We start from the raw sequence: 24,820 nt of genomic DNA, 5'->3' as shown, positions 1-24,820 counted from the left end.
GAGTTCCACCCGTCAGCAGATGACACCGATCACCGACGGAGGAGAAACGATGCGCAAGCTCATGAGGACCGGCGTCCTGGCCGTGGCGGGCGGCGTCAGCGCCGGCCTGGTCGCGTGGGGCGCCCCGGTGGCGTTCGCCGAGGACGACAGGGACGGCGCGTTCCAGCGCAAGGACGACAACCCGGACGTCGTGATGGCCGTCGACGACGACGACGACGACACCAACGACGACACGAACGACGACACGCGGAGCCGCAACACCGGCGCCAGCAAGTCGACCCGGGACCACACGAACAGCCGGTTCACCAACGTCAGCCGTGACCGGGACAAGAGCCGCAGCGACCTCACCCGCGACTGGACCCGCGACGGCGGTGACCGCACCCGGGACTGGAGCAAGAACAAGACCAACGACCGCTCGCGCAACGACACGCGAGGGCGCTGACCGATGGCCCGGGACAGCTGGAACCTGGCCGAGGGTGAGTCGATCACCTCGGAGCTGACGGCCGTGAAGCTGCTGGGCGGCGGCTCGTCGTACGAGGCGTACCTCGCCTTCGACGAGGTCACGTACGCGCCGGTGGTCGTCAAGGTCGTGCGTCCCGGGCGGGTCGCCGACGCCTCGTCGCTGCGCGGCCTGCGCCGCGAGGTCGAGGCGTTGGCGACGGTCAACCACCCGGTGGTCGTGCGCGGGCTGCGGCACGAGCTGTCGGGGGAGCGGCCGCACGTGGTGCTCGAGCAGGTGGACGGGCCCCGCCTGTCCACGCTGGTGCGCCGCTACGGCCCGCTGCAGGAGCAGCAGTACCTCCCGCTGGCCATCGAGGTGGCCTCCGCGCTGCACTACCTGCGCCACCTGGGCTGGACCCACCTCGACATCAAGCCCAGCAACATCATCATGGGCGCGCCGGCGCGGCTGATCGACCTCTCGGTCGCCCGGCCGGTGGCGGACGCGGCGTCGCTCACGTCACCGATCGGGACCGACGCCTACCTGGCGCCGGAGCAGACCGATCCACCGGAGACCGGCGCACCGGGCCATGCCAGTGACGTGTGGGGCCTGGGCGCGACTCTCTTCGAGGCGGTCGCGGGCTACCGGCCCTTCGACGACGGCGACCTCGACGCGCCGGACGTCGAGCAGCGCTACCCGCAGGTGTGGGCCGGCCCCCGGGCGCTGCCGGACCGGGTGCCGCACGAGGTGGTCAAGGTCGTCGGCGCGATGCTCGAGAAGCGGCCGGCCGACCGGCCCCTGCCGCACGAGGTTGCCGAGGCGCTCGAGCCGGTCCTGGCGCGGCTGCCGCGGGCCCGGCTGGCCGGGTTCACGACTCGCTGAGCGCGTCGCCGGTGCGGTCCGGCAGGCCCCATGCAGCGCCGGCGGCCACGGCGAAGAACGCGGCGAAGACCACGAACAGCCCGGTCGTCCCGGTGCCGAGGTCCAGCAACCAGGGCACCGAGAGCGGCGCCAGCACCGAGGCGATCCGGCCGAAGCCGGCCGCGGCGCCGGCGCCCGTGGCTCGGAGCGCCGTCGGGTAGACCTCGGGCGTGACGGCGTAGAGGGCGCCCCACGCGCCGAGGTTGAAGAACGACAGCGCCATCCCGGCCGCGACGATCGCGGTCTCCGAATCGGCCCGGCCGTAGAGCACCGCGGAGACGGCCGACCCGACGAGGAAGCTCGAGAGCGTCGCCCGGCGGCCCCACACCTCGACGAGGACCGCCGCCGCGGCGTACCCGGGCAGCTGGGCGAGCGTGATCACCAGGGTGAACCCGAACGACCTCACCAGCGTCATGCCGTCGGCCACCAGCAACGACGGGATCCAGATGAAGGCGCCGTAGTAGGAGAAGTTCACCCCGAACCACACCGCCCACAGGGCGGCGGTCGAGCGGGCGTGCGGAGCGCCCCACAGCGTCCTGGCCCGGCGGCCGGTCCGCGGGCGGGCCGTCGTCGTGGCCGCGGTCCGGCCGGCCGGGTCCGCCGGTGCCTCGGCGGGAGCGGCGACGCCGGCGGACTCCTCGAAGCGCCGCACGGCGGCCTCCGCCTCGGCGTAGCGGCCCTTGCTCTCGAGGAAGCGGACCGACTCGGGCAGCCCCCACCGCACGACCAGCGCGTAGGCGGTCGGCAGGGCACCGAGGGCGAGCGCCCACCGCCACCCGTCGTCCGAGAGCGGGATGACGAAGTAGCCGATCAGGGCGGCGAGCACCCAGCCGACCGCCCAGAACGACTCCAGCGCCACGACCACCCGGCCGCGGATCCGGGCCGGTGCGTACTCGCTCACCAGGGTGCTGGCCACGGGGAGCTCCGCCCCCAGCCCGAGGCCGATGAGGAACCGGAAGACGAGCAGCGCGCCCACCGACCAGGAGAGCGCAGCGGCACCGGTCGCGAGGCCGTAGACCAGCAGGGTGAGGGCGAAGACCTGCCGGCGGCCGATCCGGTCGGCGAGCAGTCCGCCGAGGGTGGCGCCGAGCGCCATGCCGACGAAGCCGATGCTCCCGATCCACGACAGGGTCGTGCGGCTGAGGTCCCACTGCACCGCCAGCGCGGCCATCACGAAGCTGATCAGCCCGACGTCCATGGCGTCGAGCGCCCAGCCGACGCCCGAGCCCAGCACCAGCCGTCGGTGCTGGCGGGTGAAGGGGAGGGCGTCGAGTCGGTCGCTGCGGGTCGGCACGGACCGCTGGTACCCCTCAGCGCTCGAAGCGGTACCCCATCCCGCGGACCGTGGTGATGGTCGCGGCGCCGAACTTCCGGCGCAGGTAGCCGACGTAGACGTCGACGACGTTCGAGCCGGGGTCGAAGTCGAAGCCCCACACGTGGTCGAGGAGCTGCTCGCGGGAGAGCACCTGTCCCGCGTTCAGCATGAAGATCTCCGCGAGCGCGAACTCGCGGGCCGAGAGGTCCAGCTCCGCGCCGTCGACGGTCGCGCGCCGGGTCCTCAGGTCCAGGCGCACCCCGCCCGCCTCGACCGTCCCACCCCCGGCACCCGCGGAGCCGCCTGCGGCGTCGCCCTGGGCCTGGCGGAGCCGGAGCCGGATCCGTGCCTGCAGCTCGGCGAAGCGGAACGGCTTGGCCAGGTAGTCGTCGGCACCGCCCTCGAGCGCGGAGACCGTGTCGGTGACCGAGTCGCGGGCCGTCAGCACGACCACCGGCATCCGCGACCCCTGGGCCCGCAGCAGCTCGAGGACCTCGAAGCCGTCGATGCCCGGCAGGCCGATGTCGAGCACCATCAGGTCGTGGCCACCGGACAGCGCCTCGTCGAGGCCCCGGTGGCCGTCGTCGACCACGGTGGTCTGGTGGCCGTCGGCACGCAGGCCCTTGGCCACGAACGACGCGATGCGTGCTTCGTCCTCGACGATCAGGATGCGGGCCACGGGACCTCCTCGACGACGGCGGTGCTGGGCAACGAGATGACGAACCGGGCCCCGTGCGGTGCGGTGCGGCGGGCATCCTCGACGTGGACGGTCCCGGCGTGCGCGGTGGCGATCGCTCGGACGATGGACAGCCCGAGGCCGAACCCGTCGTCACCCGCCACCACGGCGCCCCGGCCGAACCGCTCGAAGACGGCCTCCCGGTCGGCCTCGCGGACGCCCGGGCCGGAGTCGCGGACCCAGAGCAGCAGCCGCTCGCCGTCGTACGACGAGCCGACGGCGACCGTGTCGCCGTCCTCGGTGTGCTTGACCGCGTTGTCGGCCAGCTGGAGCAGCGCCTGGGTGATCCGCTGGCTGTCCAGGCGCGCGGTGACGTCGGCGGCCGCGTCGAGGACCCAGTCGCGTCGGGCGAGGGCGCGGACCTTCGCCAGCACGTCCTCGGTGAGCGCGGCGACGTCGACCGGCGCGGGCGTGACGAAGTCGGGCCGGTCGGACTTGGCGAGCAGGATCAGGTCACGGACCAGCCGGGCCATCCGGTCGACCTCGTCGAGCAGCAGGGCACGGGTCTCCGCGACCTCCGCGGGATCGCCGGCGTCGAGGAGCTCCAGGTGGCCACGGAGCACCGTGAGCGGGGTGCGCAGCTCGTGGCCGGCGTCGTCGAGGAACCGTCGCTGCTCGCCGAAGGCCGTCTCGAGGCGGTCGAGCATCGCGTTGACCGTGCGGGTCAGCGCGGTGATGTCGTCGTTGCCGGACTCGGGGATCCGCCGTGACAGGTCGGTCTCGCGCAGCTCGTCGGCCGTCGCCCGCAGCAGCCGCAGGGGCGCGAGCAACCGTCCGGACTGCCACGCGGCGGCGGCCACGACCAGGACGGTCAGCAGGGTCGCGACGATCGCGTAGGTCCGCATCGTGTCGAGCAGCTCCTCGCGGTCCTCGGTGAGGTAGACCGCGACGACCAGGGCGCCGCGCTCGTCGCCCTGGCGCACCGGCTGCGCGGCGAGGAGCACCGGCCCGTACGCCGTCTCCAGGCGGGCGGAGCCGCCACTGCGGACGAGCGGCTCGGCCGCGGCCAGGACCGACTCGTCCTTGTAGAGGGGGTCGTCCCGAGGGAACACGTAGACCGGGCCGTCACCGACCCAACCGATGAGGGCCTCGTCGTCGTCCGGCACGTTGCGGTTGAGGAACAGCCGGAGCAGCGCCTTGACGTCGGTGAACGGGCGTCCGGTGGTCGGATCGGTCCCGTCCTCGGCGAGGATGGCGAACTCCTCGAGCTCCTGCTCGACCTCGTCGACGGTGCGCGCCTCGACGCGCTGGCTCTCGACGACGTAGACGATGAGGCCGGCGCCGGAGAGAGCGGCCAGGACGAGGACGGCGACCGTGGCGGTGATCCGGGCGCGCACGGAGAAGCCCGTGCGGCGAGCACGGGCTTCCTCGGTCGGGGTGATCGCGGTCAGTCGTCGTCCTCCTCGCCACCGTCGTCGTCGCGGTCGTCGTCGCGGTCGTCGTCGCGGTCGTCGTCGTCGGCACGGCCGTCATCGTCCTCGAGGTCGTCCGGCTCCGGTCCCACGACCGTCACCCCGCCGCCGTCGTCCGCGGCGTCGTCACCCGGGGCAGCGGGCGGCGCTGCGGGGGACGAGGGAGACGGCGACGGCACAAGCCGGGACCCGGGGGACAGCTGCTGCGGCGGCGCCTCGCGGATGACGATCACCTCCCGGGGAGCGGGGTCGTCGGCGCTGGACGCGGCGAGCGAGCCCGCGACGTACCCCCCGAGGGGGAGGACGACCGCGAGGCCGAGGAGGTGCTTCCAGGACGCGCGCATGGTGACGACGATCCTGCCCGACGGTGCGAGACGGGTGAGAGCCGCATGAGAGGTCTCTCATGAGGTTGTCGGGACCGCCCGCGGGTACCCGGGCAGGACCTGTCCCCGACGACGAGGAGATGACCGTGGCCGACGCGCCGCACCATGACCAGCTGCCCCTTCCCGACTACGACCACATGCCGGTGGGCTCGCTCGAGGGCCGGATCCGTTCCCTGGACGCGGGCGCCCTGGAGTCCCTGCTCGCCTACGAGCGCGCCCACGCGGACCGCGTGCAGGTGGTGCAGCTGCTGGAGAACCGCCTCGCGGCCGTCCGCGACGGCGCGCCGCTGTCCGGCGGGTCCCCGATGGCCGAGGCGCCGGAGGTGGACCACGCGCCACGGGCGGACTCCCAGGGCGGTGCCGCCGTGACCGAGGAGCCCGCGATCAACCCGCCCTCCCAGGGCGTGCCGACGAACCCCGCCCAGCCGCGTCGCTGAGGCGGGCCGTCGCTGGGTGGTCGCTGGGTGGTCGCTCGGCCGTCACCGGCCGGGGCCCGTCAGATGGTGACGGGCTTCCCGCCGGTGACGGCGACGACCTCCCCGGAGATGAAGCTGGCGTCCGCGGACGCCAGGAACACGTACGCCGGTGCCACCTCCGCCGGCTGGCCGGCCCGGCCCAGCGGCGTCGACTCGCCGAACCCCTCGACCATGTCCTCCGGCATGGTCGCCGGGATGAGCGGTGTCCAGATCGGCCCGGGCGCGACGGCGTTGACGCGGATGCCCCGCTGGCCGAGCTGGCCCGCCAGGCCGCGGGTGAAGTTCGCGATCCCCGCCTTGGTCGCCGCGTAGTCCAGGAGCGGGACCGAGGGCGAGGACGCCTGGACCGAGGTCGTGTTGATGATCGACGAGCCCTCGCGGAGGTGGGGCAGGGCCATCCGGCACAGCCAGAACATCGCGTAGAGGTTCGTCTTGAACACGCGATCGAGCTGCTCGGTGGTGATGTCGGCGATGCCGCCCGGCTGGGCCATCTGGTAGGCCGCGTTGTTGACGAGCACGTCGATCCGGCCGAACGCCTCGACGGTGCGGTCGACCAGCTCTTGGCAGGCGTCCTCGGAGGTGAGGTCGCAGGGGACGGTGACGGCACGCCGGCCGGCGTCCTCCACCAGGCGGGCGGTGATCCGGCCGTCCTCGTCCTCGCCCGGGAGGTAGGCCAGGACGACGTCGGCGCCCTCGCGGGCGAAGGCGAGCGCGACGGCACGGCCGATCCCGGAGTCGCCGCCCGTGACGATCGCGACCTTGTCCTGGAGGCGACCGCTCCCGCGGTAGCTCGCCTCGCCGTGGTCGGGCTCGTCGCCCATGGCGGGGGTGACCGAGTCCGGTGAGCCCGGAGGAGGCAGCTGCTCGCCCTCGGTGTCGGGCTGCTCGTGCCGGCCGTGTCCGTCGCTCATCGCGTCACTCCTGGCTTCCGACGGCGGCCTGGTCCCAGCGCAGCAGTGCGGCGACCGGCTCGCCACCGAGGGCGGCTCGGGGGCTCACCGCCACGGCTGCGTCGGTGAGGACGGCGGCCGCCACGAGCGCCTGGTCGACGCGGAGCGGACCGTCGGGCAGGCCCTCGCCGAGGCTCAGGCCCTGGTACGCGGTCGGATCGAGCTCCAGCTCCGCCGCCGACGCCGGGTCGAGGAGGAGCGTGTCCACCTGCCCGCGGACGAAGGCGTCCGCGACGTCGTCCACGCCGGTCGCGACGGACTCGCCGCGGCCGAGGCGCTCCTTGACCTCGTGCACCAGCGCGAGGCGGCGCTGCACCACGTGGTCGGTCAGCGCCGAGCGGATCGCCTCCTGGAGCGCTTCGTCGCCGCCGTCCTCGGCACGCTGGCCGGACTCGAGCTCGACGATCTCGGCGGGGCTGTCCTCGAGGCGCTCGCGGACCATGCCCTTGGAGGTGGGGTCGCCGGCGAGGAGCACGAGGCGGTGGCCCGCACGCACGTGGGAGGTGATCGCGTCGACGACCTCCTCGGCGCTGTCGCGCCAGGCGTTCTCCGCCCGGGTCTCGTAGTGCCCCTGCGCCCAGCCGCCGACGCTGACCTTGTTGATGTCGTCGGCGCGACGCCCGTCGGTCTCGAGGACCTCCTCCTCGAGCGCCGTGGGGACGTCGGAGGTGTGGATGGAGACGTTGCCGCCGGTGTGGTCGACCAGGGCGAGGACGAACGCGACCGTGCTGTCGCGGTGCTCGATCCAGGCCGCCAGGTCCGGCAACGGCGCCCAGGTGGCGACCGGCTGGTCGACCTGGACCGACGCGACGTCCTCGAGGACGACGCCACCGGCGTTGGCGACCACCAGACGCCCGACCGGCGCCGGCCGGTCCGTGGGCTCCATCAGGCTGCGGGTGACGGCGTCGACGACCTCGTCGCCGGCGCCCTGCTCGCGCAGCTGGTCGCATGCGGCGCGGACGCGGAGACCGTGCTCCTGGTCGCCGCTCTCAGTGCCGTGGCTGACGTCGACGAGGACCGTGGCGAACGGTCCGGTCGCCTGCTTGAGGGTGCTGAGGTCGGTGGTGTCCATGGCGGCCCTGTTCCCCGTCCCGCGCCGGAGCAACCGGGAGGCAACCGGGAGGCAACGCCGGTTGCCTACAGTGGCGCCCGTCACGTTCGCCGACCCACCGGAGGTCCCGTGCTCGTCCCGTTCAGCATCTCCGACTTCATCGAGCGCGCCGCCCTCGTGTACGGCGAGCGGACGGGCGTGGTCGACGAGCCGCACCAGCCGGCGCCCTCGCTGGGCGAGCTCAGCTACGCGGACCTCGCCGACCTGGCGGCGCGGCAGGCGGCCAAGCTCGACGCCCTCGGCGTCGGGGTCGGGGAGCGCGTGGCGGTGGTGAGCCACAACAGCGCGCGGCTGCTGGCGTCGTTCTTCGGGGTCGCGGGGTCGGGCCGGGTGCTCGTGCCCGTGAACTTCCGGCTGCGGCCCGAGGAGGTCCGCTACATCGTCGAGCACTCCGGTGCCCGCGCGCTCTACGTCGACCCGGAGCTCGAGGACGAGCTGGGCGGCGTGCGCGCCGAGCTGCGCCACACGCTCGGCCACGACGAGGACCTGTACGCGCCTGCCGGCACCGAGCCGCGGCCCTGGGAGCCGGACGAGAACGCCACCGCCTGCCTCAACTACACCTCCGGGACGACCGCTCGTCCCAAGGGGGTGCAGATCACGCACCGCAACATCTGGGTCAACGCGCTCACCTTCGGCCTGCACGCGGGCCTGACCGACCGCGACGTCTACCTCCACACGCTGCCGATGTTCCACGCCAACGGGTGGGGGATGCCGTTCGTCACCACGGGTCTGGGCATCAAGCAGGTGGTGATCCGCAAGATCGACGGCACGGAGATCCTGCGCCGCGTGCGCGACCACGGGGTGACGGTGATGTGCGCCGCCCCGGCGGTCGTCGCGGCGGTCCTCGACGCCCTGGCCACGTGGGAGGGGGAGGTGCCCGGTCGCGACCGCGTGCGGATCATCGTCGCCGGCGCCCCGCCACCCACTCGGACGGTCGCGCGGGTCGAGGAGGAGCTGGGCTGGGAGTTCATCCAGATCTACGGGCTCACCGAGACCTCGCCGCTGCTGACGGTCAACCGGAGCCGGTCCGAGTGGGACGGGCTGTCGGCGGAGGAGCGGGCCGCCAAGCTGGTGCGCGCGGGCGCGCCGGCGCTCGGCGTACGCCTGCGCACCGCCGAGGACGGCGAGGTGCTCGCCCGCTCGAACGTGGTCCTCGAGGGCTACTGGGAGCAGCCCGAGGAGACGGCTGCGGCGCTCGCCGACGGGTGGTTCCACACCGGCGACGGGGGGACCATCGAGGACGGCTACCTGACGATCGCGGACCGGAAGAAGGACGTCATCATCACCGGCGGCGAGAACGTGTCGTCCATCGAGGTCGAGGACGTGCTCTTCTCGCACCCGGCGGTCGCCGAGGTCGCCGTCATCGGCGTCCCCAGCGAGAAGTGGGGCGAGACGATCAAGGCGCTCGTCGTCCTCGCTCCGGGCGCCTCGGCCACCGAGGAGGAGCTCATCGCGTGGTGCAAGGCGCGGGCCGCGGGCTACAAGGCGCCCACGTCCGTGGAGCTCCGTGAGGAGCTCGCCCGCACCGCGACCGGGAAGCTGCAGAAGTTCAAGCTTCGGGCGCCCTACTGGGAGGGACGCGACCGGCAGGTCAACTGACCCGGGCCTCCTCGGCTCAGGCCGGGCGGCCGACGTCCAGGACGACCTCGAACTCCAGCAGCGAGGCGCCGGAGGAGACGGGCCCGCCCGCCGGGGCGCCGGCGTGCGCGGCGCGGGCGTCGCCGTCGCGCCACGCCTCGAACGAGGCGTCGTCCTCCCAGTGGGTGACGACGAAGTACCGGTCCTCGCCGGCGACGGGGCGCAGCAGCTGGAAGCCGAGGAAACCGGGGGTCCCCTCGACGGTCCCGGCACGGGCGGCGAAGCGCTTCTCGAGCTCGGCTCCCGCCTGGGGCGGGACGGAGATGGCGTTGATCTTCACGACGGGCATGGGGCGAGACTAGGGGCGCCCACCCGCCGGCCTCCATGGGGCTAGCCTGCACCGGTGCCCGCGCTGAACGACGTCGTCGACCTGTTGCACGAGTGGTACCCGCCGCAGACCGCCGAGGGGTGGGACGCCGTCGGACTCGTGCACGGCGACCTCGAGGCCCCGGTCCGCAAGGTGCTGTTCGCGGTCGACCCGACGCTCGAGGTGGCACAGGAGGCGGCCGAGTGGGGCGCCGACCTGCTGGTCGTGCACCACCCGCTCTTCCTCAAGCCGGTGCACGGGTTCACCACCGCGACCCCCAAGGGACGCACCCTCACGACGCTGGCGCAGGCGGGGTGCGCCCTGCTCACCGCGCACACCAACGCCGACCAGGCGGTCGACGGCGTCTCGGAGGCGCTCGCGGGTGCGCTGGGCCTCACCGGCGCCGAGCCGCTCCTGACAGCACCGCCAGCACCCGTCGACAAGCTCACCGTCTTCGTCCCGGTCGAGGACGCCGGGACCGTGCGCGAGGCGCTGGCGGCCGCCGGCGCCGGCCGGATCGGCGACTACGACCAGGCGTCCTTCTCGGTGCGGGGGGAGGGACGGTTCCGGCCGCTGCCCGGCGCGAACCCGGCCATCGGCGAGGTCGGCCGTGCCGAGGTCGTCGACGAGGTGCGGGTCGAGGTGGTCCTCCCGCGCGCCCGCCGCGCGGCGGTCGTGCGGGCGCTGCTGGCGGCCCACCCCTACGAGGAGCCGGCCTACGACCTATACGAGGTGGTCGACCCGGGCGTCGGCGGCACCGGGACGGGGCGGATCGGCGACGTCGCCCCGACCACGCTCCGTGAGTTCGCCCGCCACGTCGCCGAGGTGCTGCCCGCCACGGCCCACGGTGTCCGCGTCGGCGGCGACCCCGACCGCGAGGTGCGCCGGGTGGCCCTGTGCGGCGGCGCAGGGGACTTCCTGCTCGACCGGGTGCGGGCCAGCGGCGCCGACGTCTACCTGACCAGCGACCTGCGTCACCACCCGGCCGGCGAGTTCCTCGAGCACGGCGGGCCGGCGCTGGTGGACGTGGCGCACTGGGCCGCGGAGTGGACCTGGCTGCCGGTGGTGGAGAGGCGGGTCCGCGAGGCCATCGGCGATACGGTGGGCACCCGCGTGAGCACCACGTGCACCGACCCGTGGACCTTCCGCGCCTGACCCGCCCCAGACCCAGGAGCACGCCCTGAAAGCCGACCCCGCCGCCCAGCTCGCGCTGCTCGACCTCCAGCGGATCGACTCCCGCGCCGAGCAGCTGCGCCACCAGCGGTCCCGCCTGCCCGAGCTCGCCGAGATCGCCGACCTCCAGCGCAGCCGCCAGGCCCTCGACGACCAGGCCCGCGACGCCCGGATCGTCGTCGACGACCTCGTGGCCGAGCAGGCCAAGGTCGACGCCGACGTCGAGTCCGTGCGCGCCCGCCGCACGCGGGACCGGGACCGGATGGACCAGGGCCTGATCACCAACCCGAAGGACCTGGAGCGCATGCAGCACGAGCTGGAGTCGCTCGAGCGCCGGGTCCGGTCCCTGGAGGACGACGAGCTCGAGGTGATGGAGCGGCTCGAGGAGGCACAGGGCGCGCTCAGCCACCTCGAGGAGCAGCTCGCGGCCCACGACGAGCGGCTCGCCGCGCTGGGCGCCGAGCGGGATCGCCGCTTCGCCGAGATCGACGCCGACCTGCAGGAGGCGGACGCTGAGCGCGGCCCCGCGGTCGAGGGCCTGCCCGACGACCTGCTCGCGCTCTACGACAAGCTGCGCGCCGCCAAGGGCGGAGTCGGTGCGGCCGAGCTCCGCACGCGCCAGTGCACCGGCTGCCGGCTCACCCTCGACAACGCCGAGCTCGCCGTCATCAAGAAGACGCCGGCCGACCAGGTGGTCCGCTGCGAGGAGTGCTCCCGCATCCTGGTGCGCACGCCCGAGTCCGGGCTGTGAGCGCGGCTGGTGGTCGGGGCGCCGGCGCGCGCCGCGTCGTCATCGAGGCCGACGGCGGGTCCCGGGGCAACCCCGGGCCGGCGGCGTACGGCGCGGTGCTCAAGGACGCCGACACCGGCGAGGTCATCGCCGAGGACGGCACGACGATCGGCCGCGCCACCAACAACGTGGCGGAGTACTCCGGCCTGATCGCCGGCCTGCGGCTCGCCGAGGAGCATGCGCCCGAGGCCGACATCGAGGTCCGGATGGACTCCAAGCTCGTGGTCGAGCAGATGTCGGGCCGCTGGAAGATCAAGCACCCGGACATGCGCCCGCTGGCCGCCGAGGCGAACCGGCTCGCGCCGTTCGGCACGACGTACACCTGGGTGCCGCGGGAGCGGAACAAGCACGCCGACCGGCTCGCCAACGAGGCGCTCGACGGCAAGCGGTCGGGCGTGACCGTGGCCTCGACGGGCGGCTCCTCCGGCGATCCGGACGAGGACTCGCTGATCGAGGAGATCGAGAGTCCCGCCGCCGCGGCCGCCGGCGACCGTCCGGCCGCCATGCAGGCGCAGGCGCGCGGCTGGTCCCCGGACGCGGGCGGACCGACGACGCTGGTGCTCGTCCGGCACGGCGTCACCGCCCACACCAAGGAGAAGAGGTTCTCCGGCGGCCTCGCCAGCGCGAACCCCGGGCTCAGCGCGGAGGGCCGCGCCCAGGTCCGGGCCACGGCACAGTGGCTGCGACCGATCGCCGACCGGGTCGACGTCGTGGTCGCCAGCCCGGTGCGCCGCACGCGGGAGTCGGCGGACATCCTCGCCGAGGTGCTGGGCCGCCCCCTCGAGGAGGAGCCCGCCTTCGCCGAGATGGAGTTCGGCTCGTGGGACGGGCTGACCTTCGCGGAGGTGTCCGAGCGTGACCGCGAGGGCCTGGACGCCTGGCTGGGGTCCCTCGACGTCGCCGCCGGCGGAGGCGAGTCGTTCCGCGCCGTCGAGGACCGGGTCCTCGCCGGGCTCGAGCGGGTCCTCGCCGACCACGCCGGCCGCACGGTGGTCGTGGTGAGCCACGTGACGCCGATCAAGACCCTCGTCTCGCACGCCGTGGGCGCCCCGCTGGACGCGGTGTTCCGCATGGAGCTCACCCCCGCGTCGGTGACCGTGCTGTCCTTCTTCCCCGACCGGGCGGCACCGGAGGGCCGCCGGGGGTCGATGCGGCTGTTCAACGCCCTGCCGCCGGGCAACGACCTCGTGGAGGAGCTCGGCCGCTGGTGAGCGGCCGGGCCCCGGTCAGAGCTCGCTGACGACCACGTCGAGCAGCGTGCCGCGGGCGGTCGGCTCCCCGACCTCGACGGTCCAGCCCAGCTCGCGGAGCAGGTCGGCGAGGGCGGCCGGCGTGCGCGGGTCCCGGCCGTCCTCGAGCAGCGCTCGGACGATCCGGCCCTTCGTCGCCTTGTTGAAGTGGCTGACCACCTTCCGGGCACCGTCGACCTCGTGGAGCACGCGCACGGAGGCAGTCCGCGCCGCGACGTCGGGCGTCGGCCGCCAGAACGCGACGTAGGTGCTGCTCCGGAGGTCGACGAGGAGCCCACGGCCGAGCCGGTCCACGACCGCCGGGCCGAGCGCCTCCCGCCAGACGGCGGCCACCGGGCCCAGCCCCGGCAGGACCGCATCGCCCGAGAGCCGGTACGCCGGGATCCGGTCACCCAGCCGCACCATCCCGAAGAGGCTGGAGACCACCGCGACCCGCGACGCCGCGCGCCTCTTGGCCGCCGCGCTGAGGGTCGCGGGGTCCAGCGCGTCGTAGACCACGCCGCTGTAGACCCGCTCGGCTCGGGCGGTCGCGGCGTCGCGGAGCAGCGCGTTGCGCTCGACGAGCTCGGCCTGGGACGGCCCCAGGCCGAGGACCGTCGCGGCCTCCGCGGCGTCACCGGAGCAGAGGCCGACGAGCGCGGCCAGCACCCGCTCCCGCGCCGGTCGCAGCACGGGGGAGGAGAGGGCGTCCAGGTCGAGCGGCGCGCCACGGCGCGGGGCGGTCTTGCCCTCGCTCGGCGGGAGCAGGATCAGCACCGGCCTAAGGTACGGGGCATGCCGAGCAACCGCGTGGTCCGGGTCCGCACGAGGCACGAGGGGGTGGCCGCCGAGCGCCTGCGCGGCGGGATCGAGGCGATCCGCGCCGAGATCGGCGTGACGCCGGACTTCCCGCCCGAGGTGGAGGAGGCCGCGGCGGCGGCTGCCGCGGCACCCCGACTGCCGGACCTGGACCGGACGGACCTGCCGTTCGTCACCATCGACCCGCCGTCGGCGCGCGACCTCGACCAGGCGCTGCACATCGCGCGCGACGGCGACGGCTACGTCGTCCACTACGCGATCGCCGACCTGCACGCGTTCCTCACACCGGGCGACCCGGTCGACGTCGAGTCGCGGCGACGCGGCCAGACCCTCTACGGCGCGGACTCCAAGATCCCGCTCCACCCGAAGGTGATCTCCGAGGACGCCGGCTCGCTGCTGCCGGACCAGGTCCGTCCCGCGCTGCTGTGGACCATCCGCGTCGACGCCGAGGGCGAGGGGACCGAGGTGACCGTCGAGCGGGCCCGCGTCCGGTCGCGGGCGCAGCTCTCCTACGAGCAGGCCCACACCGCGCTCGAGGAGGGGACCGCGGGAGCGACCCTCGAGCTGCTGCGTGAGGTGGGGACCCTCCGCCTGGCCCGGGAGGCCGCGCGCGGTGGCGTCAGCCTCCCCCTGCCCGAGCAGGAGGTGGTCGTCGACGGGGACCGCTGGGACCTGGCCTTCCGCCGACAGCTGCCCGTCGAGGAGTGGAACGCCCAGATCTCGCTGCTGACCGGCTTCGCCGCCGCCTCGCTCATGGTCTACGCCCAGGTGGGCCTGCTGCGCACCCTCCCGCCGCCGGACCCGCGCGACGTCCAGCGGCTGCACCGGACGGCTCGCGCGCTCGGCATCGAGTGGCCGGCCGAGCAGCTCTACGGCGACCTGGTCCGATCGCTCGACCCGACGCTGCCCCACCACGCCGCGATGGTGGTGGCCTGCACCCGGCTGCTGCGCGGCAGCGGCTACGTCGCCTTCGACGGCGAGGTGCCCGCCGACGCCCAGCACGCGGCGCTGGCCTCGGAGTACGCCCATGTCACCGCACCGCTGCGGCGCCTGGCCGACCGGTACGCCGGCGAGGTCTGCCTGGCCCTCTGCGCCGGCGAGGAGGTGCCGGGGTGGGTGCGCGAACGGCTCCCCGAGCTGCCGGGGCTGATGCAGAGCTCGGGCCAGCGGGCGAGCCGCTACGAGGGCGCGATCCTCGACCTCGTCGAGGCGGGACTGCTCGCACCCCGGGTGGGCGAGGAGTTCACCGCCGTCGTCGTGGACGTCGACGAGGACCTCCAGGCGGGTGACGTCGTCCTCCGCGAGCCGGCCGTCGAGGCCCGGGCCACCTCGGTCACCGACCTGCCGCTCGGCACGGAGGTCCGCGTCCGCCTCGTCGAGGCAGACCCGGCCACCCGGCGGGTGGCCTTCGAGCTGGTCGAGGACGTCGGGGCGGGCGGAACCGGCGGCTGAACGCCGGCTGGACCACCGGCTGGACCCGGCGGAACACGGGTACCCATCTCGGCATGAGGAGCATCGCCGACCAGACCGTGGACGAGCTCGGTGGGCGCTGGAGCGTCCTGCACCGCCAGCGCCGCGACCATGCCCGCCTCGAGGAGCTCCTCGAGGCGCTCCTCGACAGCAGCGGTGCCGGGCAGCGGGCGGTGCTGCGGGAGCTCAACCGGCTGGTCTTCCCGCACGCCTTCGCCGAGGAGTCCGTGCTGTGGCCGGTGCTGCGCCGCATCCTCCCGCGCGAGGAGGGCGAGGCGCTGACCCTCCAGGTGGAGCAGGAGCACCAGGAGGTCAACCACCTCGTCGTCCGGCTCGAGCGCGACGACCGGGACCACGACCTCGACCCCGCCGAGCGCCGGCGGCTCCTCGAGCGCCTCGCGGAGGTCCTCCGCGAGGACGCCCGCGACGAGGAGGACGAGCTGCTCCCGCGGCTCCAGGCCGCGGTCGGCGTCGCGCAGCTGCGGGCGCTCGGCCTCGCCTGGGAGGCGGTACGCCGCACGGCGCCGACCAGGCCGCACCCGACCGTCGCCCGACGGCCCCCCGGGAACGCCCTGGCCGGCGTGCCGCTGACCGTGATCGACCGCGCGCGAGACGTGGTCGACCACCGGTCGGAGCGGGCTGCAGGGCCGGACGCCGAGCGGCTACGCCGCGTGAGCCAGACGCTGGCCGGCGTCGCCGGCCGGATCGAGCGGTTCGCCCCGCTGCGGGTCGGCGAGGACGCCAGCACCCACGTGGAGGACCCACGCGCGTAGGGCCATGACGCTGGTCGCCGCGAGGGCAGCGGCGGCGCCGGCGACCAGGCCGGCGCCGGTGCTGCTCACGGCTCCCGCGACGGCGGCGAGCAGGGCGAGCAGCAGGTGCAGCTGCGTCGTGGACAGGGGAGTGACGGACATCGTTCCTCCTCGGAGGGCAGTGCTTCAGGGAAGGCCCCAGGAATCGACGAGGGGCCGGATCAGGACAGGACGAGCAGGGCCGAGCCGACGAGCAGCGCCGGGACGGTCGTCAGCACCGTCGCCACGAGGGCGGAGCGGTGCTCGAGGGCCAGGAGCGGGATGAGGGCGTCGCCGTCCTGGCTGGTCATGTTCGCGACGAGGGTGGACAGCGGCATGCCTCCGGCCAGGAAGATGCCGCAGAAGACGATCTGCACGGCGCAGCCGGGGATCAGCCCGATGAGGGCACCGACCACGACGCCGGCGATGCCCAGGAGCGGCAGCTGGGAGCCGTCGAACCCGGTGAGGTGGGTGAGAAGCGACCACGCGACGTACGCGACGGCGACCCACACCGTGACGAAGGAGATCTCGTCGGCTCCCTTGGCGAGCACCTGTCCCATGGAGCTGGGCTCGCCGGTCAAGGTGTCGTCGGCGACCTTGCACCCGTTGCGGACGAAGAAGCCGACGGCCAGCACGGTCCCCACCAGGCCGACGGCCAGGTACGGGTCGACGCCGCCGAGCAGCGGCTCCCCGAGGGCGGCCGGGTCGAGGACCTGGAAGGTGACGGGCAGGCTGACGGTCGCGCCGGCGCCCAGCACCAGCCACATCAAGGCCGGCAGGGTGCCGGCCTCGAGCAGCACGGTGGGGCGCGGCCGCAGGGACGGTCCGGGTGCCGCCGGGAGAGGGGCGGCCGGGGCCGCCGTCGGCGCGGGGACGGGTGCGTCGGCACGACGCCGCGGGGCGATGCCCACCGCGTCGACGACGTAGCCCGTCACCGCGCCGGTGACGACGAGCAGGACCTTCAGCTGCAGGGTCAGGACCGGCTCCGCTGCGAGGAGCACCCACGCGGCATCGCCCATGGTGGCCACCAGTGCGGCGACGGCCGCCCCGAAGCTCACCGCGCCGCGGGCGTAGACCGACATGACGACGATCGCGCCGCCGCACCCCGGCGGCACCGTCAGGAGGGCGGCCAGCAGCGGGCCCCACCGCTGGTGCCGCTCGAGAGCGGCATCCATCCGGTGGCCCCACCGGTGGCGCGCCCAGCCGAAGGGCACGACCAGGAGCGCGACGAACACCCCGACGGTCATGAACGCGTCGGCGAGGGGACGCAGCAGGAGCTCGGTCATGGTCGTCCGCTCACTCGCCGGTGAGCTTCTCCTTGGCCTTGCTCAGCACGTTCTCCGCGCCCTGGCCGTACGCACCGGCGGCGTTGCCGGGCTTGCCGGGCCCCTTGCTGCCGTCGTACGTCGCGTGCAGCAGCGGGTCGGGGGCGGGGATCTCCTGCAGGTCGTCGGTGAGGGGCAGCCCGGGCTCGTACTGGATCTCGTGGTCGCCGATCAGCGTGGTGCCCTGCGCCCACCGCCCCTCGCCGGCCTTGCTGTCGGCCGTGAAGTGGTAGAACGTGTGGCCCGGCCCGGTCTTCTCCTCCTCCGACAGCGAGTCCTCGATGCCGTCGGTGTAGCCGTCCTCGATCAGCTGCTCGATGCCGAGCAGCCACTGCTGCTGGTGGAAGGTGTCGCGGGCGAGGTTGAACTGCAGGGTGTCCTTGACGCCCGGGTCGTCGGTCATGTTGTAGAGCCGCGCGGTCTGCAGCCGGCTCTGCGCCTCGGCCGCGACGTTGCTGCGGAAGTCGGCCAGGAGGTTCCCGCTGGCCACGATGTAGCCGCCGTTCCACGGGACACCCTGGCTGTTGGTGGGCATCGCGGCGCCGCCGGTGACGATCGCGTGCTGGACGTTCTGGCCGCCGAGCACGGCGGCGAGCGCCGGGTTGGCGGCGGCGGCCTCGGCCTGCGTCTCCGAGGGGGCCCCCTCGAGCAGCCGGGCCATCAGGGTCACCAGCATCTCGACGTGGCCGATCTCCTCGGTGCCGATGTCGAGGATCATGTCCTTGTACTTGCCGGGGATCCGGCAGTTCCAGCCCTGCCAGAGGTACTGCATCATCACGGTCATCTCACCGAACTGACCGCCGACGACCTCCTGGAGCTTCGCGGCGAACATGGCGTCCGGCCGGTCCGGCTTGACGTCGTACTGCAGCTGCTTGGTGTGTGCGAACATTCCGCGCCTTCCGTCGAGGGTGCGCCTGCCGCACCCGGTGACACCACCCTCGGGGCCGGTCGTGACCGGTTCGTGGGCCCTGGCGTCGGCCGCCGCGCCGACGCCGGCGTCGCCGGGGCCGCGCCCCTCGCGTGTCCCGAGGCGTGTCGGTGGCGTCACAGTCGCGTCACCAGCCGCGTGGCGCTCACCCCTAAGAGGGGGTTGGAGAGCCGGGGCAGGGGAACCTAACTTCCGTGGAGGGGACGCTCAGCTCAGGACCGCATCCGGCGCCGGCGCTGCGCCTGTCGTTGCTCGGCGGCTTCGCGCTCCACTTCGGCTCCGACGAGCTGTCCCTCGCCCGGCCCGCGCAGCGCTTGGTCGCGCAGCTGGCGGTGATCCACCGGCGGGCGCGGGCGCCGCGCGGCTCGCTCGCCGAGCGGATGTGGGCCGACAAGGAGCCGGAGCGCGCGGCGGCCAGCCTGCGCACCGTCCTGTGGCGGCTGCCCCGGCCTCGCGGGCGCACCCTGGTCCAGTGCACCTCGACGGCCGTGCGGCTCGGACCCGACGTGCACGTGGACCTGTGGGAGTCGGAGGAGGCTGCCGGGGCGCTGGCGCGGGGCGAGGGCAACGGGGCGCTCGTGCGGCCCGGCGTGTGGCGCACCGACCTGCTGCCGGACTGGCACGAGGACTGGCTCGACATCGAGCGGGAGACCTACCGGCAGCTCCGGCTGCACGCCCTCGAGCGCTGCGCGGAGGCGCTGCGCGAGCAGGGCCGGTACGCCGAGGCGCTCGCCGCCGCGCTGGAGGCGGTGCGCGCCGAGCCGTTGCGGGAGAGCGCCCACCGACGCGTGGTCGAGGTGCACCTCGCGGAGGGCAACCACGCCGAGGCCCTCCGCCAGTACGAACACTACCGCCGGCTGCTCGCCGACGAGCTCGGTCTCAGCCCGTCGCCGGTGATCCGGCGCCTGGTCGGCCCGATGCTGGGCCGCCCGATCGAGCGCGGCTGAGGCCGGTCAGGAGCGGATCGCGCGCCGGGCGGCGTACGCGACCGCCGCGGCGCCCGCCAGCCACGGCGCCCCGTTGACCACGGGATCGAGCAGGTGGTGGCGGACGTCGGGTCGGCCACCTCGGCGGGAGCGCAGCCCACCGTGGGTGACCTCGGCCTTGATCCCCGTCTGCGTCAGCGGGTTGTCGGGACGGGTGGTCGCGAAGGAGCGGACCACGTGCTCGGCGACGTCGATGCGGTCGGCGGCGATCAGCAGCAGCCAGTGGGCGGCCTTGCCCTCGCCGTGGCGGCGGTAGGCGTAGCGCCGTACGGCACCGGAGAGGCCCCGGGGCGGCAGCGTCGTCCCGAAGACGGGGGTGAGGCGGGCGTGCTCGATCGAGCGCTCGCGGGGCTCGCGCTCGGGCTGCTGCTCGGGGAGGTCCCAGTGGGCTCCGCTGGCCGAGGGGTCGAACCGCTCCTGCGGGACCGCCGGCCGATCGGCCGGATCGAGGTCCGCACCCCACCCGGGGATGCGGGCCCGCAGCTGCTCGGGGGTCTCGGGGAGCGGGGGCTTCTGCGGTGTGTACGGCATGGCGGGTCCTTCCTCAGCCGGCGTCCGTGACGATCACCGGCTTGATGCAGCCGTCGAGCTTCGCCGAGAAGACGTGGTACGCCTCCGCGATCTCCTCGAGCGGGAACCGGTGGGTGACGATGTCGTTGGGCTTGAAGTAGCCGTTGCGGATGTGCTCGAGCAGGCGGGGCCACTGCCGCTTCACGGGGCACTGGTTCATCCGCAGCGTGAGGCCCTTGTTGAGCGCGTCCCCGAACTTCACCGAGCTGAAGATCGGTCCGTAGGCGCCCATGACGGAGATGGTGCCGCCCTTCCGGGCGCCGTCGATGGCCCAGTTGAGCGCGACCGGTGAGCCGCCCTGCATCTTGAACCGGGCGGAGGTGAGGTGCTGGGTCAGGTTGCCGTCCGCCTCGGCCCCCACCGCCTCGATGACCCGGTCGAAGCCCAGGTGGTCGGTCATCCGCTTCATCTCGACGACGACGTCCCGGACCTCGCTGAAGTCGAGGGTCTCGGCGTGCGCGAAGGTGCGGGCCTTCTCCAGGCGCTCGGGCAGCTGGTCGATCACGACCACGCGGCCCGCCCCCATGAGCCAGGCGCTCCGGGCGGCGTAGAGCCCGATCGGCCCGGCGCCGAGCACGGCCACCACGTCGCCCTCCTCGATCTCGGCGAGCTGCGCGCCGAAGTACCCGGTCGAGAGCGCGTCGGTCATCAGCAACGCGTCCTCGTCGTCGAGCCAGTCGGGGATCACGGAGGGACCGACGTCGGCGAAAGGCACCCGCACGAACTCGGCCTGCCCGCCGTCGTACCCGCCGCAGGTGTGGGAGTAGCCGTAGATGCCACCGACCGCGGTGGCGTTCGGGTTCACGTTGTGGCAGTTCGAGTAGAGGCCACGGGCGCAGAAGAAGCAGGACCCGCAGTAGACGTTGAACGGCACCATCACCCGGTCCCCGACCTGGAGGTCGCGCACCGACGGACCGACCTCGTGCACCTCGCCGATGAACTCGTGGCCGAAGGTGTGGCCGACCCGGGTGTCCGGCATCATCCCGTGGTACAGGTGCAGGTCGGAGCCGCAGATCGCGGCGAGCCGGACGCGGATGATGGCGTCGTTCGGGTGCTCGATGCGGGGGATGTCCTTCTCCTCCACGCGCACCCGGTACGGGCCGCGGTAGACCATGGCGCGCACGGCGTCTCCTGTCTCCGGGGGTGGCAGCACTGCCGGGTACCCCCATCCGCGGCAGCCAGACCCACCGCGCTCGCTCGGCTGGCCGAACCCCGGTTCGTCCATTGACGTGCGGAAGGCGTGGGGGACATGGGAGGCTCGGGTCTCAACGAGCACCCGAGGAGCCGTGTGGCAGAGCGCCCGACCGTCCCTGGGCCGGCCCGCGAGGGTGGGAGCAAGGACGGCAGCGACCGGTGGCGCCTGGCACTCGAGGCAGGCGGCGTCGGCACTTTCGACTGGGACCTCGTCACCGGGCGCCTGGTCTACGACGAGCGCCTGCTCGACATCTTCGGCCTCGACGCGGCCGAGTTCGGTGGCACCATCGAGCACTTCCACGCGGCCGTCCACCCCGAGGACCTGCCGCGGGTGAGGGCGGCGATCGACGCCGCCCTGGCCACCTGCGGGGCCTACGCCGCGGAGTACCGCGTGCTGGTGCCCGACGCGGAGCCGCGCTGGGTGGTGGCGCGCGGACGGGCGTACCCCGGCCCCGACGGCACGGCTGGGCGGTTGCTGGGCACGGCCTTCGACGACACCGCGGTGCAGAGCAGCGAGGCGCGGGTCACCCGGGTGCTCGAGGCGATGCCGACCGCGTTCATCCACCTCGACCGGAGCTGGCGCTTCGGCTACGTCAACCGCAAGGCCGAGGAGCTCCTCGGCGGGGTCGGGACCCGACTGACCGGTGGCAACGTCTGGGACCTCTTCCCCGAGGCGCGCGGCAGCGACTTCGAGCACCACTACCGACGCGCGGTGGAGACGGGGGAGCCGGTCTCCTTCGACGCCTACTACCCGCCCCCGCTCGATGCGTGGTTCGAGGTGCGCGCCTGGCCCTCGGCCGACGGCCTGTCGGTCTACTTCAACGACGTCACCGACCGGCACGCCGCCCAGGTGCTGCTCGCCCGGGAGGCCCGACGCTCGGCGTTGATGGCTGACGTCGCCGAGGCGCTCACCCGTCCGCTCGAACCCGACGAGGGCGTGGGTCGACTGGCGCAGGTGCTGGTTCCCGAGCTCGCCGACTGGTGCCTGGTGACGCTCGTCGCGAGCGACGGCCCGTCCGACTGGCGCGCGCGCCTGCGGGACGTGGGTTGCTGGCACCGCGACCCCGCGCTCCGCAGCACCCTCGACCGGTACGCGCAACGCCGGATCCCGTCGCTGACCGACACCTCCTTCGTCGCCCGGGCGCTCGGTGCCGGTTCTCCGTTGCTCGTCGAGGCCGACGCCACCCGTGCCATCGAGGAGGTGCTGGTGCCGGGCGAGGCGCGGGACCTGGTGGGAGTCCTCGGCCCCGCCTCGGCGGCGATCGTGCCGCTGCACGGCCGGGACCGCACGGTCGGGCTCCTCTCGCTGTTCCGCGGCCCGGACCGGCAGCCGCTCGGCGACGACGAGCTGGAGCTGGTGGTGGAGGTCGCCTCGCGGGCCGGCCTCCACGTCGACAACGCACGGTTGTACGGCGAGCAGCGCGACCTCGCCGAGGGCCTGCAGCGGAGCATGATGAGCTCCCCGGCCACCAGCGCGGACGTGGAGGTGGCGGTCCGCTACGAGGCGGCGTCGGAGGCCGCCCAGGTGGGCGGCGACTGGTACGACGCCTTCACGCAGCGGGACGGCTCCACGGTGCTGGCGATCGGTGACGTCGTCGGGCACGACGCGGCCGCTGCGGCGGCGATGGGACAGGTGCGGAACCTGCTGCGAGGCATCGCCGTGCACACCGGCGACGGTCCCGCCGAGGTCCTGCGCGGGGTGGACGAGGCCATGGAGACCCTCGAGATCGCCACGACCGCCACCGCGGCGGTGGTGCGGCTGGAGGGAGTCGGTGGACCGGGTCCCACGACGCTGCGGTGGTCCAACGCCGGCCACCCGCCACCGGCGGTCTTCGACGCCCGGGGCGAGGTGCGCTTCCTGGCCGAGGACGAGGCCGGGCTGCTGCTCGGCCTCCATCCCCAGGTGCCACGCACCGAGAGCACGGTGGCGCTGCCTCCCGGTTCGACCGTCCTGCTCTACACCGACGGCCTGGTCGAGCGCCGGGGCCAGTCGATCGACGTGGGCCTCGCCCTGTTGGCCCGGACCCTCGGCGAGCTCGCTGCGGGGCCCGCCGACCTCGAGGCGTTCTGCGACCGGCTGCTGCAGCGGATGGTGCCGGTCCAGCGCGACGACGACGTCGCCCTCGTCGCCGTCCGGCTCCGGGCCGATCGTCGCAGCTGAGGTCAGCAACTGAGGTTAGCAACTGAGGTTAGCCAAGCCTTATCATCGCTCCATGACGGTCGAGCAGCTTCCTCGCGGCGTGGCCTTCGCCGGACGCCTGGCGGCGCACGGGGACCGGCCGGCGCTGCTGACCGACCGGGGCGCGCTGACCTACACCGAGCTCGCGGAGCGGGTCAGCGGGTTCGCCGACTCGCTCGGCCGGGCCCGCCGCCTGGTGCTCGTCTCCGCCCGCAACGACGTCGACACGGTCACCGCCCACCTGGGCGCGCTGGCGGGCGACCACGTCGTCCTCCTGGCCGCCGACAGCGACGAGGGCGTGGACGCGCTCGTCGCGGCGTACGACCCCGACGTGGTGGTCCGGGCCGGGGGCGTGGAGGAGCGACGGACCGGCTCGGCGCACGAGCTGCACCCCGACCTCTCGCTGCTGCTCTCGACCTCCGGCACCACGGGCTCGCCGCGGCTGGTCCGGCTCGGCGCCGCCGGCGTGCAGGCGAACGCCGAGTCGATCGCGGAGTACCTCGCCGTCCGGGACAGCGATGTCGCCGTCACGACGATGCCGCTGCACTACTGCTACGGCCTCTCGGTGCTCCACAGCCACCTGCTCCGCGGCGCGGCGGTGCTGCTGAGCGACCTCTCGGTCGTCGACGCCTGCTTCTGGGAGGCGGTGGACCGTCACGGCGTCACCTCGATCGCGGGCGTCCCCTACACGTTCGAGCAGCTGGAGCGGGCCGGCTTCGCGGACCGGTCGGTGCCGTCGCTGCGCTACCTGACGCAGGCCGGGGGGCGGATGCCTGCCGAGCGCGTCCGGCGCTTCGCCGAGCTGGGGCAGCGTCGTGGCTTCGACCTCTTCGTCATGTACGGCCAGACGGAGGCGACCGCCCGGATGGCCTACCTCCCGCCCGACCTGGCGCACGCGCACCCGGCAGCGGTGGGCGTCGCGATCCCCGGCGGATCGCTTCGGGTGGACGCGCCTGAGGGCGAGGTGGGCGAGCTGGTGTACGCCGGCCCCAACGTCATGCTGGGGTACGCCGCCTCGCCTGCGGACCTCGCGCGTGGCCGGGAGACCGTCGAGCTGCGCACCGGCGACCTGGCGCGGGTCAACGCCGCGGGCCTGGTGGAGGTCGTCGGGCGGGCCGCCCGGTTCGCCAAGGTCTTCGGGCTCCGCGTCGACCTCGAGCGCGTCGAGCAGCTGCTCGCGGACGACGGCCTCACGGCATGCTGCACCTCCGACGACGCGAGGCTCTTCGTCGCCGTCGAGGGAGTCGGGGAACGCGGCGTCCTGCGGCGGGTCGCCGCGCGGGTCGCCGGCGCGACCGGGCTGCCCCCGGTCGCCGTCGCCGTGGTCACCGTCGCCGACCTGCCGCGGCTGCCCAGCGGCAAGGTCGACACCGCGACGGTCCGGTCGCTCGCCGCGGCCGCCCGCGCCGAGGACGCCGCCCCGGTCGGTGTCGCCGACACGTTCGCGCTTGTCCTCGGCCGCGACGCGGTGGCGCCGGACGACACCTTCGTCTCGCTCGGCGGCGACTCCCTGTCGTACGTCGAGGCGTCGGTGCGCCTGGAGCAGCTCCTCGGTGAGCTGCCCGCCCAGTGGCACCTGCAGACCGTGGCGCAGCTGGAGGAGACCCGGTCGCGGGGGGGGGGGGGCGGCCCCCCCCCCCCCGCGGGGCGGGGCGGCCCGGCCCGCCGGCTCGGCGCG

The 24,820-nt window shown here is 74.2% G+C and carries 24 protein-coding genes; 12 read left to right on the top strand and 12 right to left on the bottom strand.

The window, feature by feature from the left end; genetic code table 11:
* The first annotated feature begins 49 nt into the window (after positions 1-49).
* A complete protein-coding gene (locus ACSMHG_RS15150) occupies positions 50-442 on the top strand; it encodes a hypothetical protein (RefSeq protein ID WP_435746577.1) in 393 nt (130 codons plus the stop codon).
* Positions 443-445: 3 nt separating this feature from the next.
* The gene (locus ACSMHG_RS15145; protein WP_435746575.1) at positions 446-1,321 is read left to right on the top strand and encodes a serine/threonine-protein kinase; all 876 of its coding nucleotides are present in this window, start codon (positions 446-448) and stop codon (positions 1,319-1,321) included.
* On the opposite strand, the gene ACSMHG_RS15140 is transcribed toward ACSMHG_RS15145, so the two are convergent.
* The 4 genes from ACSMHG_RS15140 to ACSMHG_RS15125 are packed head-to-tail and all read right to left on the bottom strand — an operon-like array spanning position 1,308 to position 5,167.
* Positions 1,308-2,654 (bottom strand): MFS transporter, encoded by a 1,347-nt coding sequence (locus tag ACSMHG_RS15140; RefSeq protein ID WP_435746573.1) that lies wholly within the window; start codon positions 2,652-2,654, stop codon positions 1,308-1,310. The two genes, ACSMHG_RS15145 and ACSMHG_RS15140, sit on opposite strands and share 14 nt — an antisense overlap.
* A 16-nt stretch (positions 2,655-2,670) precedes the next feature.
* Positions 2,671-3,354: a response regulator transcription factor gene (locus ACSMHG_RS15135; protein ID WP_435746571.1), complete on the bottom strand. Its 684-nt coding sequence runs from the start codon at positions 3,352-3,354 to the stop codon at positions 2,671-2,673.
* Entirely contained in the window at positions 3,339-4,748 is a 1,410-nt protein-coding gene (locus tag ACSMHG_RS15130) for a sensor histidine kinase (protein ID WP_435746569.1), read from the bottom strand. Before ACSMHG_RS15130 ends, ACSMHG_RS15135 begins: the two co-directional genes overlap by 16 nt.
* 50 nt (positions 4,749-4,798) lie before the next feature.
* Entirely contained in the window at positions 4,799-5,167 is a 369-nt protein-coding gene (locus tag ACSMHG_RS15125; protein ID WP_435746567.1) for a hypothetical protein, read from the bottom strand.
* Positions 5,168-5,292: 125 nt separating this feature from the next.
* On the opposite strand from ACSMHG_RS15125, the gene ACSMHG_RS15120 reads away from it, so the two are divergent.
* Positions 5,293-5,643 carry a DUF8129 domain-containing protein gene (locus ACSMHG_RS15120; RefSeq protein WP_435746565.1) on the top strand — a complete coding sequence of 117 codons (351 nt, stop codon included), beginning with the start codon at positions 5,293-5,295 and terminating at the stop codon, positions 5,641-5,643.
* A gap of 59 nt (positions 5,644-5,702) precedes the next feature.
* Here ACSMHG_RS15120 and ACSMHG_RS15115 read toward each other — a convergent pair whose 3' ends face one another.
* Together ACSMHG_RS15115 and ACSMHG_RS15110 are read right to left on the bottom strand one after the other, a co-directional pair.
* Entirely contained in the window at positions 5,703-6,593 is an 891-nt protein-coding gene (locus ACSMHG_RS15115) for a glucose 1-dehydrogenase (RefSeq protein WP_435746563.1), read from the bottom strand.
* A 4-nt stretch (positions 6,594-6,597) separates the two neighbouring features.
* Positions 6,598-7,704 carry a baeRF2 domain-containing protein gene (locus ACSMHG_RS15110; protein ID WP_435746561.1) on the bottom strand — a complete coding sequence of 369 codons (1,107 nt, stop codon included), beginning with the start codon at positions 7,702-7,704 and terminating at the stop codon, positions 6,598-6,600.
* Positions 7,705-7,812: 108 nt separating this feature from the next.
* Here ACSMHG_RS15110 and ACSMHG_RS15105 point away from each other — a divergent pair, with 108 nt between their 5' ends.
* Positions 7,813-9,342: an AMP-binding protein gene (locus ACSMHG_RS15105; protein ID WP_435746559.1), complete on the top strand. Its 1,530-nt coding sequence runs from the start codon at positions 7,813-7,815 to the stop codon at positions 9,340-9,342.
* A 16-nt stretch (positions 9,343-9,358) separates the two neighbouring features.
* Here ACSMHG_RS15105 and ACSMHG_RS15100 read toward each other — a convergent pair whose 3' ends face one another.
* Complete coding sequence (locus ACSMHG_RS15100) at positions 9,359-9,670, bottom strand: antibiotic biosynthesis monooxygenase family protein (RefSeq protein WP_435746557.1); 312 nt, start codon at positions 9,668-9,670, stop codon at positions 9,359-9,361.
* 54 nt (positions 9,671-9,724) lie between these two features.
* Between ACSMHG_RS15100 and ACSMHG_RS15095 the strand changes: the two genes are divergently transcribed.
* The 3 genes from ACSMHG_RS15095 to ACSMHG_RS15085 are packed head-to-tail and all read left to right on the top strand — an operon-like array spanning position 9,725 to position 12,862.
* Entirely contained in the window at positions 9,725-10,843 is a 1,119-nt protein-coding gene (locus tag ACSMHG_RS15095) for a Nif3-like dinuclear metal center hexameric protein (RefSeq protein WP_435746555.1), read from the top strand.
* A 25-nt stretch (positions 10,844-10,868) separates the two neighbouring features.
* Complete coding sequence (locus tag ACSMHG_RS15090; RefSeq protein WP_435746621.1) at positions 10,869-11,612, top strand: zinc ribbon domain-containing protein; 744 nt, start codon at positions 10,869-10,871, stop codon at positions 11,610-11,612.
* Complete coding sequence (locus ACSMHG_RS15085) at positions 11,609-12,862, top strand: bifunctional RNase H/acid phosphatase (RefSeq protein ID WP_435746553.1); 1,254 nt, start codon at positions 11,609-11,611, stop codon at positions 12,860-12,862. Before ACSMHG_RS15090 ends, ACSMHG_RS15085 begins: the two co-directional genes overlap by 4 nt.
* Positions 12,863-12,877: 15 nt before the next feature.
* On the opposite strand, the gene yaaA is transcribed toward ACSMHG_RS15085, so the two are convergent.
* Complete coding sequence (gene yaaA, locus ACSMHG_RS15080; RefSeq protein ID WP_435746552.1) at positions 12,878-13,657, bottom strand: peroxide stress protein YaaA; 780 nt, start codon at positions 13,655-13,657, stop codon at positions 12,878-12,880.
* Positions 13,658-13,675: 18 nt separating this feature from the next.
* Between yaaA and ACSMHG_RS15075 the strand changes: the two genes are divergently transcribed.
* Both ACSMHG_RS15075 and ACSMHG_RS15070 read left to right on the top strand, forming a co-directional pair.
* Entirely contained in the window at positions 13,676-15,151 is a 1,476-nt protein-coding gene (locus tag ACSMHG_RS15075) for an RNB domain-containing ribonuclease (RefSeq protein ID WP_435746551.1), read from the top strand.
* 53 nt (positions 15,152-15,204) lie between these two features.
* Complete coding sequence (locus ACSMHG_RS15070) at positions 15,205-15,942, top strand: hemerythrin domain-containing protein (protein WP_435746550.1); 738 nt, start codon at positions 15,205-15,207, stop codon at positions 15,940-15,942.
* 200 nt (positions 15,943-16,142) lie between these two features.
* Here ACSMHG_RS15070 and ACSMHG_RS15065 read toward each other — a convergent pair whose 3' ends face one another.
* Together ACSMHG_RS15065 and ACSMHG_RS15060 are read right to left on the bottom strand one after the other, a co-directional pair.
* Positions 16,143-17,246: a putative manganese transporter gene (locus ACSMHG_RS15065; protein ID WP_435746548.1), complete on the bottom strand. Its 1,104-nt coding sequence runs from the start codon at positions 17,244-17,246 to the stop codon at positions 16,143-16,145.
* A 10-nt stretch (positions 17,247-17,256) separates the two neighbouring features.
* On the bottom strand, positions 17,257-18,174 hold the full coding sequence (locus ACSMHG_RS15060; protein WP_435746546.1) for a manganese catalase: 918 nt from the start codon (positions 18,172-18,174) through the stop codon (positions 17,257-17,259).
* 233 nt (positions 18,175-18,407) lie between these two features.
* On the opposite strand from ACSMHG_RS15060, the gene ACSMHG_RS15055 reads away from it, so the two are divergent.
* Positions 18,408-19,160, top strand: a complete 753-nt coding sequence (locus ACSMHG_RS15055) for an AfsR/SARP family transcriptional regulator (RefSeq protein ID WP_435746544.1) — start codon at positions 18,408-18,410, stop codon at positions 19,158-19,160.
* Positions 19,161-19,166: 6 nt separating this feature from the next.
* On the opposite strand, the gene ACSMHG_RS15050 is transcribed toward ACSMHG_RS15055, so the two are convergent.
* A complete protein-coding gene (locus ACSMHG_RS15050; protein WP_435746542.1) occupies positions 19,167-19,730 on the bottom strand; it encodes a hypothetical protein in 564 nt (187 codons plus the stop codon).
* A gap of 13 nt (positions 19,731-19,743) precedes the next feature.
* Positions 19,744-20,883, bottom strand: coding sequence for a zinc-dependent alcohol dehydrogenase (locus ACSMHG_RS15045; RefSeq protein ID WP_435746619.1), 1,140 nt, complete (start codon positions 20,881-20,883; stop codon positions 19,744-19,746).
* A 174-nt stretch (positions 20,884-21,057) separates the two neighbouring features.
* Between ACSMHG_RS15045 and ACSMHG_RS15040 the strand changes: the two genes are divergently transcribed.
* Together ACSMHG_RS15040 and ACSMHG_RS15035 are read left to right on the top strand one after the other, a co-directional pair.
* Positions 21,058-23,124, top strand: coding sequence for a SpoIIE family protein phosphatase (locus tag ACSMHG_RS15040; protein ID WP_435746540.1), 2,067 nt, complete (start codon positions 21,058-21,060; stop codon positions 23,122-23,124).
* Positions 23,125-23,176: 52 nt separating this feature from the next.
* The coding region (locus tag ACSMHG_RS15035; RefSeq protein WP_435746538.1) for a non-ribosomal peptide synthetase at positions 23,177-24,820 on the top strand (1,644 nt) is incomplete at its 3' end.

It is taken from the genome of Nocardioides ureilyticus, assembly GCF_051280745.1.
In the GTDB taxonomy this organism is placed as follows: domain Bacteria; phylum Actinomycetota; class Actinomycetes; order Propionibacteriales; family Nocardioidaceae; genus Nocardioides.
This window is presented reverse-complemented; position numbering and strand designations above follow the sequence as displayed.

Bases quoted from the DNA above. Each gene is read 5' to 3' on its own strand.
- ACSMHG_RS15150 (WP_435746577.1), top strand. From the start codon at position 50: ATGCGCAAGCTCATGAGGACCGGCGTCCTGGCCGTGGCGGGCGGCGTC.
- ACSMHG_RS15145 (WP_435746575.1), top strand. From the start codon at position 446: ATGGCCCGGGACAGCTGGAACCTGGCCGAGGGTGAGTCGATCACCTCG.
- ACSMHG_RS15125 (WP_435746567.1), bottom strand. From the start codon at position 5,167: ATGCGCGCGTCCTGGAAGCACCTCCTCGGCCTCGCGGTCGTCCTCCCC.
- ACSMHG_RS15115 (WP_435746563.1), bottom strand. From the start codon at position 6,593: ATGAGCGACGGACACGGCCGGCACGAGCAGCCCGACACCGAGGGCGAG.
- ACSMHG_RS15110 (WP_435746561.1), bottom strand. From the start codon at position 7,704: ATGGACACCACCGACCTCAGCACCCTCAAGCAGGCGACCGGACCGTTC.
- ACSMHG_RS15100 (WP_435746557.1), bottom strand. From the start codon at position 9,670: ATGCCCGTCGTGAAGATCAACGCCATCTCCGTCCCGCCCCAGGCGGGA.
- ACSMHG_RS15075 (WP_435746551.1), top strand. From the start codon at position 13,676: ATGCCGAGCAACCGCGTGGTCCGGGTCCGCACGAGGCACGAGGGGGTG.
- ACSMHG_RS15070 (WP_435746550.1), top strand. From the start codon at position 15,205: ATGAGGAGCATCGCCGACCAGACCGTGGACGAGCTCGGTGGGCGCTGG.
- ACSMHG_RS15065 (WP_435746548.1), bottom strand. From the start codon at position 17,246: ATGACCGAGCTCCTGCTGCGTCCCCTCGCCGACGCGTTCATGACCGTC.
- ACSMHG_RS15060 (WP_435746546.1), bottom strand. From the start codon at position 18,174: ATGTTCGCACACACCAAGCAGCTGCAGTACGACGTCAAGCCGGACCGG.
- ACSMHG_RS15050 (WP_435746542.1), bottom strand. From the start codon at position 19,730: ATGCCGTACACACCGCAGAAGCCCCCGCTCCCCGAGACCCCCGAGCAG.
- ACSMHG_RS15045 (WP_435746619.1), bottom strand. From the start codon at position 20,883: ATGGTCTACCGCGGCCCGTACCGGGTGCGCGTGGAGGAGAAGGACATC.